This window comes from Patulibacter sp. NPDC049589 (genome assembly GCF_040675535.1).
GTDB lineage: Bacteria > Actinomycetota > Thermoleophilia > Solirubrobacterales > Solirubrobacteraceae > Patulibacter.
This window is the reverse complement of sequence record NZ_JBFAPC010000167.1, coordinates 1-12,190: the sequence shown is the minus strand read 5'-3', so window position 1 is coordinate 12,190 and position 12,190 is coordinate 1. Positions and strand designations below refer to the sequence as shown.

General features: G+C 76.9%; 10 protein-coding genes and 1 pseudogene. 6 read left to right on the top strand and 5 right to left on the bottom strand.

Annotated elements, in window-relative coordinates; translation table 11 throughout:
* Positions 1 to 438: 438 nt before the first annotated feature.
* Positions 439 to 1,467, top strand: a complete 1,029-nt coding sequence (locus AB0L40_RS22920) for an aminotransferase class I/II-fold pyridoxal phosphate-dependent enzyme (RefSeq protein WP_364360216.1) — start codon at positions 439 to 441, stop codon at positions 1,465 to 1,467.
* A gap of 185 nt (positions 1,468 to 1,652) precedes the next feature.
* On the opposite strand, the gene AB0L40_RS22915 is transcribed toward AB0L40_RS22920, so the two are convergent.
* Genes AB0L40_RS22915 through AB0L40_RS22905 form a run of 3 tightly spaced genes read right to left on the bottom strand, consistent with a single transcriptional unit; the run spans position 1,653 to position 5,207 of the window.
* Complete coding sequence (locus AB0L40_RS22915; RefSeq protein ID WP_364360213.1) at positions 1,653 to 4,067, bottom strand: ATP-binding protein; 2,415 nt, start codon at positions 4,065 to 4,067, stop codon at positions 1,653 to 1,655.
* Positions 4,064 to 4,801 carry a CheR family methyltransferase gene (locus tag AB0L40_RS22910; protein WP_364360210.1) on the bottom strand — a complete coding sequence of 246 codons (738 nt, stop codon included), beginning with the start codon at positions 4,799 to 4,801 and terminating at the stop codon, positions 4,064 to 4,066. Before AB0L40_RS22910 ends, AB0L40_RS22915 begins: the two co-directional genes overlap by 4 nt.
* Positions 4,794 to 5,207: a response regulator gene (locus AB0L40_RS22905; RefSeq protein ID WP_364360207.1), complete on the bottom strand. Its 414-nt coding sequence runs from the start codon at positions 5,205 to 5,207 to the stop codon at positions 4,794 to 4,796. Before AB0L40_RS22905 ends, AB0L40_RS22910 begins: the two co-directional genes overlap by 8 nt.
* A 472-nt stretch (positions 5,208 to 5,679) precedes the next feature.
* Between AB0L40_RS22905 and AB0L40_RS22900 the strand changes: the two genes are divergently transcribed.
* Entirely contained in the window at positions 5,680 to 6,678 is a 999-nt protein-coding gene (locus tag AB0L40_RS22900) for a hypothetical protein (protein WP_364360205.1), read from the top strand.
* Between the two features lie 12 nt (positions 6,679 to 6,690).
* Here the strand turns inward: AB0L40_RS22900 and AB0L40_RS22895 are convergent, their stop codons facing one another.
* Positions 6,691 to 7,848, bottom strand: coding sequence for an AAA family ATPase (locus AB0L40_RS22895; RefSeq protein ID WP_364360202.1), 1,158 nt, complete (start codon positions 7,846 to 7,848; stop codon positions 6,691 to 6,693).
* Positions 7,849 to 7,922: 74 nt separating this feature from the next.
* Between AB0L40_RS22895 and AB0L40_RS22890 the strand changes: the two genes are divergently transcribed.
* Positions 7,923 to 8,624, top strand: a complete 702-nt coding sequence (locus tag AB0L40_RS22890) for a response regulator transcription factor (RefSeq protein WP_364360199.1) — start codon at positions 7,923 to 7,925, stop codon at positions 8,622 to 8,624.
* A 63-nt stretch (positions 8,625 to 8,687) separates the two neighbouring features.
* Here the strand turns inward: AB0L40_RS22890 and AB0L40_RS22885 are convergent, their stop codons facing one another.
* Positions 8,688 to 9,575: a GAF domain-containing protein gene (locus tag AB0L40_RS22885; protein ID WP_364360196.1), complete on the bottom strand. Its 888-nt coding sequence runs from the start codon at positions 9,573 to 9,575 to the stop codon at positions 8,688 to 8,690.
* A gap of 419 nt (positions 9,576 to 9,994) precedes the next feature.
* Here AB0L40_RS22885 and AB0L40_RS22880 point away from each other — a divergent pair, with 419 nt between their 5' ends.
* From AB0L40_RS22880 to AB0L40_RS22870, 3 genes and pseudogenes are all read left to right on the top strand, one after another.
* Positions 9,995 to 10,324 carry an Hpt domain-containing protein gene (locus AB0L40_RS22880; RefSeq protein WP_364360193.1) on the top strand — a complete coding sequence of 110 codons (330 nt, stop codon included), beginning with the start codon at positions 9,995 to 9,997 and terminating at the stop codon, positions 10,322 to 10,324.
* Between the two features lie 445 nt (positions 10,325 to 10,769).
* Entirely contained in the window at positions 10,770 to 11,414 is a 645-nt protein-coding gene (gene tmk / locus AB0L40_RS22875; protein WP_364360191.1) for a dTMP kinase, read from the top strand.
* Between the two features lie 53 nt (positions 11,415 to 11,467).
* Positions 11,468 to 12,190: pseudogene (locus AB0L40_RS22870) on the top strand (hypothetical protein); the annotation flags it as partial.

Here is a 12,190-nt window from a genome sequence, read left to right as displayed (position 1 = left end):
CCGTCTGCTCGGCAACGGCCGCACCCCGGCGCGCGGCGAGCTCTTGTCGTTCCTCCTCTTCGACGACCTCTACTTCGACCTCCTGATCGAGGCCGTGGGGGCGGCCCGGGGACCGGCGGGCCGCCGGCGGGCGCGGGCGGTCCAGCCGGAGACGGGCCCTCGGGACCGATCGTCAGCGGCGCCTCCGCCGGCGGCGGGCCCTCCGGCCCGGCCGGCCCCGGTGCCTCCGTCGGGCCCGCCGCCGCAGGCTCCGCCACGGACGCCGCAGTCCTGCCGGCGAGCGCCGCCTCGCCCGACCCCACCGACGCTCCGGCCGACGTCGACCGGCCCGGCGCGCCGGCCCCGGGCGACGCCGACGCCCCCGGGCCGGACGCGCCGTCCGTCCCGCTGCGCACCGCCCTCCCCGTCCCGCCCGGCGCCCGCCTGCACGGCGACCGCATGGTCCCCGAGGGCATGCTCGACTTCGCGGTCAACGTCGTCGACGGCGACCCGCCCGGCTGGGCCCGCCAGGCGCTGATGAACGGCCTGGACCGCGGCCGCCGCTACCCCGACGACCGCCCGGCGGCGGAGGCGCTGGCCGAGCTGCACGGTCGCGCCCCCGACGGCGTGCTGCCGCTCGGCGGCGCCGTCGAGGGCTTCTGGCGGCTCGCGCTCGCGGTGCGCCCGAAGCGCGCGGCCGTCGTCGTCCCGGGCTTCACGGAGTCCGAGGCCGCGCTCCGGACCGTCGGCGCCGAGATCGTCCGCGTCCCGCGCGAGGCGAAGAACGACTGGGCGCTGGACCCCGAGGCCGTGCCGGAGGACTGCGACCTCGTCGTCGTCGGCCGCCCGGAGAACCCCACGGGCGTCCTCGACAGCCGCGAGTCGATCCTGCGCCTGCGGCGGCCCGGCCGCACGGTGCTGGTCGACGAGGCGTTCTTCGACTTCGTCGGCGACGACGCCGCGGACGCCGCCGGCGGCGCGCTGGCCGACCAGCGGCCCGCCGACGACGGCGCCGGCGACCTCGTCGTCCTGCGCAGCCTGACCAAGGCGCTCTCCGTCCCCGGCATCCGCTGCGGCTACCTGCTCGGCGACCCGGAGCTCGTCGCGTCCGTGCGCGAGGCCGGCGCGCCGTGGACGTGCTCGAGCCCCGCGCTGGAGCTCCTGCGCGCCTACGCCGGCCGCCCCGACGCGTGCGGCCGGATCGCCGCCCGCACCGCCGCGCACCGCGGCGACCTCGTGGCCCGCCTGCGCCAGCTCGCCGGTGTCCAGGTCTGGGACGGCGCGGCGAACTTCGTCCTCGTGCGCACCCCGGCCCATGTCGACGCCGTCGGCGGCCTGCACGACCACGGCATCGCCGTGCGCCCCTGCACGACGTTCGCGGGCCTCGACGACCGCTACGTCCGGATCGCCGTCCGCACCCCGGCGCTGCACGCGCAGCTGACGACCGCCCTGGCGCGGGTCATCAGCGCCGCCGAGCACGACGGCTGAGCGGCCCGGGCTCGCCGGACCGGTTCGGGAGCACCCGGTCCGCCGGCCGCCGACGGCGCGCCGCTCCGCTCCGGACCGGGTTCGCCGGACAGGTTCGGGAGCACCCGGTCCGCAGACGCGCCCCGGTCGGTCCGCCCCCGACCCGGCCCGAACCCCCGGCGTCAGGCCCTACCCGCCCCCGGGCGTCAGCCCCGCGACGGCCCGTCGACCGGCAGCACGATCACGAACGCCGTGCCGCCGTCGATGCCGTCGGCCACACGGATCGTGCCGCCGTGGGCCGCGACGATCGAGCGCGTGATCGCCAGGCCGAGGCCCGTCCCGGGGACCGCGCCCCGGGTCGCCGCCGGGGCGCGGTAGAAGCGCTCGAAGAGCCGGCCGCGGTCCTCCTCGGGGATCCCGATGCCCGAGTCGGCGACGACGAGCTCGACGGTCCGGTCGCCCGGGCGCGGCACGACGTCCACGCGCACCGTGCCGCCCTCGGGCGTGAACTTCACGGCGTTGGCGAGGAGGTTGTCGACCGCCTGCGCCATCCTCGTGACGTCCGCGACCACCGGCGCGGGCACCGCGCGGACCTCCACGGTCACGCCCTTGGCCTCGGCGCCGGCCCGGGCGCTCGCGGCGGCGTCCAGCACGATCGTCGCGAGGTCCGCCGGCGCCGTCTGCACCGCGAACTCGCCGGACTCCGCGCGGGCGACGGTCAGGAGATCGTCGACGAGGCGCAGCAGGCGGTCGACGTTGCGGCGGATCATGCCGGCCCAGTGCTGCTGGCCCGGCGTCGGCTCGTCCGTCTCGTCCTCGAGCAGGTCGACGGCCGCGACGACCGACGACAGCGGCGTGCGCAGCTCGTGGGTCACCGTCGCGACGAACTCGTCGCGCATCCGCTGCAGCTCGTGGTCACGGGTGCTCTCGCGGTAGGACACGATCCGCCCGAGCAGCGCCCCGTCGGCGTCGAGCACCGGATCGGTCCGCGCGATGAACCAGCGGTCGGCCTCGGCGACGTGCATCTCGACGCGCATGTGCAGGCGCGCGTCCCGCGCGACGCGCGCGAACTCCGCCGCGGCCGTCTGCGGGTCCGTCGCGTGGCGCAGCATCGCATCGACGCGCCCCTGCAGCGACATGGTGTCGAAGTCGATGCCGAGGACCGCGGCCATCTCCCGCATCACGCGGTTGACGACGACGACGCGCCCCCCGACGTCGTACATCACGACCCCGAACGACGTGGCGTCCAGCACCGAGGCGTTGACGGCGGCCAGGCGGGCGGAGCGGCGCTCCTCCACGGCCTTCGCCAGGGCGACGGCGGCCTGCTCGGCGAGCCCACGCACCCGGTCGACGTCCTCGGGGCGGAACGCGCGGTCGGCGACGCGCGCGACCACGAGGACGCCCAGCAGCTCGCGGCCGCGGAAGAGCGGGACGTGCAGCTCGTGCCGGACGCGGACCGGGTGCGCGGGGCCACCGAGCCCCTCGACCTGCAGGCCGGCGTCGGCGTGCGACAGCACGATCGGGCGGCGCTCGGCGACCGCGCGGCCCGACACGCCGTCGTCCGGAGCGATCGTGGCCGCCAGCGCGCCCTCGGCGACCCCGAGCGTGGCGGTCAGCTCGAGCGCGCCCTCCTCGCCGACGGTGCGGATCGCGCCGGCGTCCGCCCGCGCCTGCCGGACGACGTGCTCCAGCGCGACGTCGGCCACCCCCTGCAGCTCACGCTCGGCGACCAGCCGCTCGACGAACCCGAAGAGCGTCTCGACCCACGCCTTCTCGTCCTCGAGCTCCGAGAACGTCCGCTCGAGGTCGTCTCGCTGGGCCTCGACCTCGGCCGTCTGGCCCTCGAGCTCGTCGTGGTGCTCCTGCAGCGAGCGGCTCATCGCGTTGAAGCCGCGCTCGAGGTCGCCGACCTCGCCGACCGCGTCCTCGTCGACCTCCACCTGCAGGTCGCCGTGCCCGACCCGCACCAGCGCGCCCGCCAGCCGGCGCAGCGGCCGCACGACCGCGCGCATGACGGACACGCCGGTCGCCAGGATGATCAGGACCGCGACGATGCCGCCCGCCACCCCGGTCAGGATGCCGCGGCGCCCGGCCTCCGCCGCGTCGGCCCGCACGTGATCGGCCCGCGCCTGTTCGTCACCGACGAAGGCCGAGAAGAGCTTGCGCAGGGCGTCCACGCGGGTCTTGCCCCCGCCGCTGGCGACCTTGCGCCGCGCGGCCCCGAGGTCCCGGCCGCCGAGCCGCACGATCGGGGTCACCCAGTCGCGCTCGTACGACCGGACGCCGTCCGCGATCGCCCGTGCGCGCTCCCGCTGGCCGCCGGTGCCCGACGAGCGCTCGAGCCAGGTCAGCAGCGACGGGAGGCTGCGCTGCGCCTCGCGCAGGGGCTCCAGGAAGCGGCGGTCCCGGGTGACGAGGAACCCGCGCTCGCCGGTCTCCAGGTCGATCACGAGGCTCTGGATCCGCGTGGCCGTCGCGACGGTCCGCTCGGCCCGGGCGGAGTCGGACCCGGCGTCGCGCAGGCGGACGGTGCCGAGCGTCAGCCCGCCGATGATCGCGCCGATGACGAGCGCCACGACGACCATCAGCGTGAGGGTGATCGTGCTGAGGCGGGTGCTCACGCGGGCCTCCGGTACGCGTTGGCCCCGGCGTCGTCCAGGCCGCGCCGGTCGTCGCGCGGCAGGCGCTCGCTGCGGCCCAGCACCAGCAGGCCGCCGGCCGACAGCGCGCCGGCGGCGTGGTCGAGCATCGCCTGCTTGGCGGCCGGCGCGAGGTGGATCAGGACGTTGCGGCAGAGGACGACGTCCCACGGCCCCGCGGGCGCTGTCCGGGCGACGTCGCGCTGCTCGAAGCGCACGGTGGAGAGCGCCTCCGGGTGGAGCCGGTCGCGGCTGCGCTGCCGGGCGAGCTCGACGTTCTCGGGCAGGAGGTCGCTGCCCAGGAGCGTCGCGCCCTGCAGCCCGTCCTGGCCCGCGAGCAGGAGCGCGACGCTGCACAGCTCGCTGCCGTCGGACGCCCCGATCGACCACACCCGCAGCGGCCGGCCGCGGCGGTCGCCCTCGCGCATCAGGCGGTCGAGCAGGTCGAACTGCGCCGGGTCGCGGAACATGCCGGTCGTCGAGACCGCGACCGCACGCCGGAACCGCGCCCGCAGCCCCGGGTCCGTCGCGATCGCGGCCGCGAGCCCCGCGGGCCCCGCGGCGCCCAGCCGGGCGACGGCCCGGTCGACCGTCCGCGCCACGTGCGGGGCCCGGAAGCTCGACAGCTCCAGCCCGCAGGCGACGCTGAGCGCGTGCAGGTGCTCGGGCGCGGGGTCGAGGTGGCCGGCGAGCCCGGCGGCGGGAGGCTCAGCCACCGCCATGGCCGGGCCGTTCGGCCGCGGCGAGGATCTCGCGGAGCTCGGCCACGAGCGTCCGGGGGGCGAAGGGCTTGGGCAGGTAGCCGGCCGCTCCGGCGGCGGCGCCGGCCTCGCGGTCCGCGGCCGCGTGGCGGGCGGAGAGCATGACGACGGTGACGTCGCGGACGGCGGTGATCCGCCGGCACGCCTCGAGCCCGTCGATCCCCGGAAGCCCGACGTCCATCAGGACGACGTCGAAGGGCTCCTCGGTGGCGCGCTGGACGGCCGTGTGCCCGTCGGCGGCGACGTCGACCTCGGCGCCCTCGCGCGCGAGCACGAAGCGGAGGATGTCGGAGAGCTCCTCGGTGTCGTCGACCACGAGGATGCGCCGGCCGGAGAACGGACGTGGGGTCTCAGCGGTCACCGGGGCCCATCGTAGTCGGCCGGGCGGAGGGCCCGCCGTCGCGATCCGGGCGCCGCTGGACGGGTCGCGGACCGGGCTCCGCCGCCCGGCGCGGGGCGGCGCGGGCGGCGGGGCGGGCATGCGGGACGGGACGCACCCGCGGTCCGGCGCCCGCCCGCGCCGGTGCAGCGGTGCGGCGCGTGGGCGGAGAACGGGGTACGCGTCGACGCTAGCAACGCTCCGCTGGGGCGATCGGTGCCGAATCGCCCCACTCATGGGCTCGCGTCACACCGGCATGCCGTCGCGGCCGGGCCCCGCCCCGGCCGCCCGCCCTGCCCGAGGACCGAAGCATGCCGACCGCACGGCGTCCGCGATCCAGGTGGCGCCACATCCTTCGTTTGGCGCGCATCCACTCGCCCGGTTCCCACGTTCTACCCGACATCCGACACTGCGGCCCGGGAGCGGCTGGGTGCGGATCGACCCCTGGAGCAGCATGCAGCACGAGAACGAGCAGCACGAGATCCCGTCCCGTCGCCACCCCCTGCGCCGGCTGGTGCCGAGCGGCCGGATGCGCGCGGTGCTGGTCGGCACCGGCGTCCTGGCCTTCGGCGTCGCCCCGCTGACGTACGCCGCGACCGGCGGCGACCTCCGGCTCGGCCAGCGCAACAGCGCCACCAGCGAGACCCAGGTGATCGCGACCGAGGACGCGGGGTCCTCGTCCAAGGGCGGCTACGCGACGCGCCAGTCGAACCTCTCGACGACCGGCGGCGGTGCGATCTACGGCTGCCGCTCGACGGCCCGGACGTCGGCCACCGACCAGAAGCTCCCGTGCCTGCGGGCCAACAACCTCTCGACCGGGCTCGCCTTCGAGTTCCGCGCCGGCAAGGGCACCACCGGCGGCGACATCAGCGTCGCGGGCGGCGGCGACGGCACGAAGCCGTTCACGACCAACGCCACCGGCGTCGCGACCGGCCTGAACGCCGACCGCGTCGACGGCAAGGACGCGGACGCGATCGTCAAGGAGGCCGTCGACAAGGCCGTCGCCGAGGCGCTGACCAAGGTCCCGGCCGCCCCGAAGGCCGCCCGCTGGCTGCTGGTGAACGCCGCGGGCGAGATCGAGGCGCAGTCCGGCGGCTTCACGGTGCGCTCCGCCTACGTCGCCAACCCGCCCGGTGCGTCGGAGAACGTCTACGTCGACGCGGGCGAGGACCTCTCCGCCAAGGGCCTGACGGCCACCATCGCCCTGCAGAACCAGGTCGACCAGGACACTCCGCCCAACGGCATGAACGGCAAGCAGCCCGGATCCGACGCGAACCCCGAGTTCTCCGGCGAGATCGCGGCGACCCGCTGCGCCATCACCGGCGTCGTGGCCTGCGCACCCCCCGGCACGAACACGAGCTCGCACTTCGTCGTCAGCCCGCGCCTGAGCGACGGCTCGCCGACCAGCGCCGCCACGCGCAAGCGGTTCTACGTGACGATCACGGGCGGCTGAGCGACGGGCGCCTCAGCGCCGCCCGAGGACCCCGGCCAGCCGGACGCTCATCGCGTCGAGCTGCAGGTCCTCGGTGGCGTTGCGGCGCAGCGTGCGCCGCGTCTCGTCGACGACGTCGACGCAGCGCAACAGGGGGTGGACGTCGGAGCGCGCGGCGTCCTCCCGCAGCGCCGGCAGCCGGTCCACGTGGTGGACGGCCGCCTCGGCGCCGACGGCGACGGACGCCGCGTCGCGGAACCACAGCCCGCAGAGCCGGAGCGACACGTCCAGCGCGGCGGTGCGCTCGCGACGGACGGCCCGCTTGGCGTCGTCCTTGGCGTCCCGCTCGATCCGCTTGCGCTCACGGTCGGGCAGCCGCTCGGCGGTCTCCTTCGCCTCGCGCTCGACGACGGCGCCGGCGGCCTTGCCGCGCTCGGCGGCGGCCTCGGACATCGCCTTCCACGGCGGCATGCCGGCGACCCCGTGCACCGCGTGGCGGGCCAGCGCCTCGGCGGCGGCCCGCATCGGCGCGCCCTCGCGGCCGGCCAGCGAGGCCGACAGGATCGCGTCGCCCAGGCCGAGCCGCGCGCACGCCAGCGCGGTGGTCTCGTCGACGCCGTGGTCGGCGCGCAGGCGCTCCGCGAGCTCGGACTCCGGCAGCGCGTCGAAGCGCACGTTCTGGCAGCGGGAGCGGATCGTCGTGAGCAGCTCGCCCGGGCGGTCCGACAGCAGCACGAGGACGACGTAGTCCGGGGGCTCCTCCAGCGTCTTCAGCAGGCGGTTGGCCGCGTCGTCGTTCATCGCGTGCGCCTGCTCGAGGACGAACACGCGCCGGCGCGCCTCGAACGGGCGCCGCGAGACTGCCTCGACGACGGCCTCCTTGACGTCGGCGACGCGCATGACGCCCGCGCCCGTCGGCCGCACCCACGTCAGGTCCGGGTGCGACCGGCGCTGCACGCGCGCCGCGACGCCGGCGGGATCCAGGACCTCGCCGTCGACCGTCTCGGCCAGGAGGGCGGTGGCCAGGGCGCGCGCGACGGTGCGCTTGCCGCTGCCGGGCGGTCCCTGGAAGAGGTAGGCGTGCGACGGGTCGCCGGCGACGTGCCGGCCGTCGGGTCCGGCGGACGACAGCGCGCGGGCGAGGACGGCCCGGGCGTGCGGCTGGTGCTCGGTGCCGGGCAGGACGCTCACGACGGCGATGGTAGTGCGCCGTGGGCGGCAGGACCGCGCCCGATGACGCCGAACGCGGCGGATACAGTGGCGCCATGGCGGCAGAGCGTTCCCAGGTCCTGGTGGTGGACGACGACGAGTCGATCCGCGAGGTCGTCCAGCTCGTGCTCGAGCGCGGCGGGTTCGCCGTGCGCACGGCGGAGGACGGCCGGGCGGCCCTGAAGGTGCTGTTCGCCGGCTCCGTGGACGCCGTGCTGCTCGACGTCGACATGCCCGGGCTCGACGGCTGGCAGACGCTCGAGCGGATCCGCGAGGTCGCGGACGTCCCGGTCTGCATGCTGACCAGCGAGGACGCCGAGCTCGCGAAGGTCCGGGCGCTGCGCAGCGGCGCGGACGACTACGTCGTCAAGCCGTTCGGCCCGCAGGAGCTGCTGGCCCGCGTCGAGGCGCTCGTCCGCCGCGGCCGCGGCAGCGGCGAGCGCACGTCCAAGCCGGTCGAGGTCTACGAGGACGCGCTGATCACGCTCGACCGCGAGCAGCGGCTCGTGACGATCGGCGGGACGGAGTTGCAGCTGACGCGGCGCGAGTACGCGCTGCTCGCCGCGCTGACCGGCGAGGCCGGCCGGGTGCTGCCCTCCGACGTGCTGATCGAGCGCGTCTGGGACGGGATGGCGACGGCCGACCAGGTGAAGCTCTACGTCAGCCGGCTGCGGCGCAAGCTCGCCGAGCACCAGGCAGACCAGACGATCGAGACCGTGCGCGGGATCGGCTACCGGTACCGCCCGCCGGCGGAGTGAGCCGGTCGCCCGCGACGGCGCGGGCGGGAGGAGCGCGCCGGGCCCGACCCGGCGCCCGGGCGATCAGTCGTCGGTGCCTGGGCGGATCCGCTGGGACCCGTCCTCGAGCTTCAGCCAGCGGCGGAGCGCCTCCTCGGCGCCGCCGGCCGACCCGCGCAGGTCGGCGACGAGCCCGTCGCTGACGTCCTGCAGGCGGGTGACGGCGCGCGTGATCGCGTCCAGCGACGCGCGCTCCTCCGGGCCGAGCTCGGCGGCCGCGGCGGCCAGCAGGTCGGCGTGGACCCGCAGCACGGTCAGCGGGGTCCGCAGCTCGTGCGCGGCGGTGGAGACGACGAGCGACTGGAGCCGCTCGAGCTCCTGCAGCCGCTCCTCCGAGGCGCTGTCGTTCTCCGTCGCCGTCGGGGCCGCCGGCTCCTCGGTGGCCGGCGTGGACGCGGCCAGCCGCCCGGCGAGCAGCTCGTGGCGCGCCCAGACGGCGAGGTCCGCGAGCGTCTGGAGCAGCTCGGCGTCGGCCTCGCGCGGGACGACGTCGATCACGCAGAGGACGGCGATCAGGTTGCCCTCGCCGTCGTCGATCGGCTGGCCGGCGTAGAAGCGGACGTTGGGGTCCGACGCGATGCCGGGCATGTCCGCCCAGTCGGGGTCCTTCGACGCGTCGGGGATGACGAACGGCTCGGGCGACCCGATGGCCGCGGAGCACATGGAGAAGCCGCGCGGGGCCTCGCGCGGGGCGTTCTCGCCGTGGACGCCCGGGTTCCACTGGCGGTGCTCGTCGATCAGCGAGACGAGCGCCATCGGCGCGCCGGTGATCTGCGCGGCCTGGCGCGCGATCCGGTCGATCCGCTCGCCGGCCTCGACCCCGATCAACCCCGTGGAGCGGACCGCCGCCAGCCGCCGCTGCTCCGCGGCGGCCTTCTGCTCCGCGGAGCTCTCGGAGGTGCTGGGGTTCATCGGCGGGTCCTCATCGGGCGCGTGCGGTTCGAGAGGGCGACTCATCGCGACGCTCCGCCGGGGCGCGCCGCAGCGGGGAGGACCCCGGAGGGCGGCCGGACCGCGGACGCCGGGCGGCCGCACGGGCGTGCGAGCGACGGGAGGCGGTACGAGGTGGCGTGGGCGGTACGGAACATGAGTCTGGGGATCTCACCGGGCATGTTCGGCGCCGTCCGTGACAGGAAGCGGTCCGACGCGTATCGAAGTCGTATCTGCCCGGGTCGCCCCGGACGGACGTCCGGCCGCGGCCGGACGTCGAGGGCGGGTCCGTCCGGTATCGGTCGGGCATCGCGGGATCGCCAGACGTTCGGACCCCGCCGGTCGGGCCCCATCCCGGCCGCGGCACCGGTCGCAGGCCCCCGCGCTCCTAGGATGCGCCCATGGCCGAGACGGACCCCGGACTCGACGAGGCGATGGCCGCCATGTGGGAGCGCGCCCGCCCGCGGGTCGACGCGCGCATCGACGTCCTCGAGGAGACCGCGACCGCCCTCGCGGCGGGGACGCTGGACGACGAGCTGCGCGACCGCGCCCGCATGCAGGCCCACCAGCTGGCCGGCCTGCTCGGCACGCTCGGGCTGCCGGACGCCTCGCCGGTCGCCCGGGGCCTCGAGCACCTGATCGCCGAGGGGCCGACGGCGGACGACGCCCCCGCGCTGGCCGACGGCGCGCGGGAGCTGCGGCGCGCCGCGGCGGCGGGCCCGACGGCCTGACCGGGCCTCGTCTTCGAGGTCGTCTGCAGGAGCGTCCCGCTGGCGAGATTCTCGGGTGGCGCGGCGACAGGGCCGGGTCGGCGGCGTACCGGTCGCGAAGGTGTTCGCGGCGGTGGCGGCGCTCGACGTGAACGAGCTGCCGGAGCCGATCGCCACGCCGGTGGCGACGAGCAGCAGGGCGAGGGTGGCGACGGGGACGGGAGAGCAGGGCGCCGACCATGGGAAGCGGACCTGGGAACGGTGTCCGGTGGTGCCGGTGCGGCTGATGGGAGAAGCATCGGCCGCCGCCGTCACCGCCCTGGATCGGGGCTGTACCGATCGCGTATCGCGTCCGCCGGTTCTCGCAACGACCCCTCCGCACGGGCCGCGCGGGCCTCCCGTGCGGGGTTCCCCCGCCCCGACCCGTCCCCGCCGCACCCCCGGCGCGCAGTAGCGTCGTCCCTCGATGCCGGACCGACGCGGACGCCTCATCACCATCGAAGGACTGGACGGCTCGGGGAAGACGACGCTCGTGTCCGGGCTGGAGTCCGCCCTCGCCGAGCGGGGCCTGCCGGTGCTGCGCCTGCGCGAGCCCGGCGGCGTCGAGGTCAGCGAGCGGATCCGTGCCCTGGTCGCCGACCCGTCGCTGACCGTGCACCCGCACACGGAGGCGCTGCTGTTCGCCGCCGCGCGCGCCCAGCTGTGCGCCGAGGTCCTGCTGCCGGCGCTGGACGACGGCCGCTGGGTCCTGCTGGACCGCTTCGTCGACAGCTCGCTCGCGTACCAGGGCGGCGGCCGCGGGCTCGGGCTGGAGGCCGTCGCCCGGATCAACGAGCTCGCGACCCAGGGCTGCCGCCCGGACCGCACGCTGCTGCTGCGCGTGTCGCGCTCGACCGGCCGCCGGCGGCTCGACGACCGCGGCGGAGAGCGGGACCGGATGGAGCTCGAGCAGGACGCGTTCTTCTCCCGCGTGGAGTCCGCCTACGACGCGCTGGCGACCGGCGAGCCGGAGCGCTTCCGGACCCTCGACGCGCACAAGGATGCGTCCGCCGTACTCGTCGATGCGCTCGACGCGCTGGCAGACATCCTGCAAGACCGGGTGACGAGCTAACGACATGTGGGTCGTCGGCCTAGACTCCTCGACGTGACGGGGGATCCTCACGGGTGAGCGAGAGCAGCCCGTCCACGAGCACGTCCGGGTCCGGCCCGGGCGACGGCGACGCACGCGCGTCCGCCCTGGAGGACGCCCTGCGCGTCGAGCGGGAGCACGCCGCCGAGGTCCGTGAGGCCGCGGAGGCGATCGCCGAGGAGCGCGACGCCGCCCTCGCCGAGGCCGATCGGCTACGCGGGCTGCTGCACGCCGTCCGTGTCGCGGAGGTCGCCCGCCGCCGCGACGCCGAGGAGGCCGCCGCCGACCTCTCCGCCCTGCGCGGCGACCCCGAGCCCGGGGCCTCCCCCCGCGTCGCCGAGCTCGAGCGCGCCCTGGCCGACGCCCGCTCGCAGGCCGACGCCCGCATCGCCGACCTGGAGCGCGCGCTCGCCGCCGCGCAGGCCGACGCCCGCACGGCCACCGAGGCCCGCGAGCGCACGGCCGCCGCCGGACGCACCGACGCCGACGCCCGCGTGGCCGCCGCCGAGGGGCGGGTCGCCGACCTGGAGCGCGAGGTCGCCGCCACCCGCGACGAGGCCGCGACGCAGGTCACCGCCGCCGAGCGCCGCGCCGAGGACGCCGAAGCCCGCGCCCGCGACACGTCCGCCGGGATCCAGGACGCCGACGGCCGCGCCCAGGAGGCCGCCGAGCGGCTGCGCCGCGCCGAGGAGGGCGCCCGCGAGGCCGACGCCCGCTCGCGCGCCGCCGAGGTCCGCGTCGCGTCGCTGCGCCGCGAG

Coding starts and splice junctions, on each gene's coding strand:
- AB0L40_RS22920 (WP_364360216.1), top strand. CDS start 439: ATGGTCCCCGAGGGCATGCTCGACTTCGCGGTCAACGTCGTCGACGGC.
- AB0L40_RS22900 (WP_364360205.1), top strand. CDS start 5,680: ATGCAGCACGAGAACGAGCAGCACGAGATCCCGTCCCGTCGCCACCCC.
- AB0L40_RS22890 (WP_364360199.1), top strand. CDS start 7,923: ATGGCGGCAGAGCGTTCCCAGGTCCTGGTGGTGGACGACGACGAGTCG.
- AB0L40_RS22885 (WP_364360196.1), bottom strand. CDS start 9,575: ATGAACCCCAGCACCTCCGAGAGCTCCGCGGAGCAGAAGGCCGCCGCG.
- AB0L40_RS22880 (WP_364360193.1), top strand. CDS start 9,995: ATGGCCGAGACGGACCCCGGACTCGACGAGGCGATGGCCGCCATGTGG.
- tmk (WP_364360191.1), top strand. CDS start 10,770: ATGCCGGACCGACGCGGACGCCTCATCACCATCGAAGGACTGGACGGC.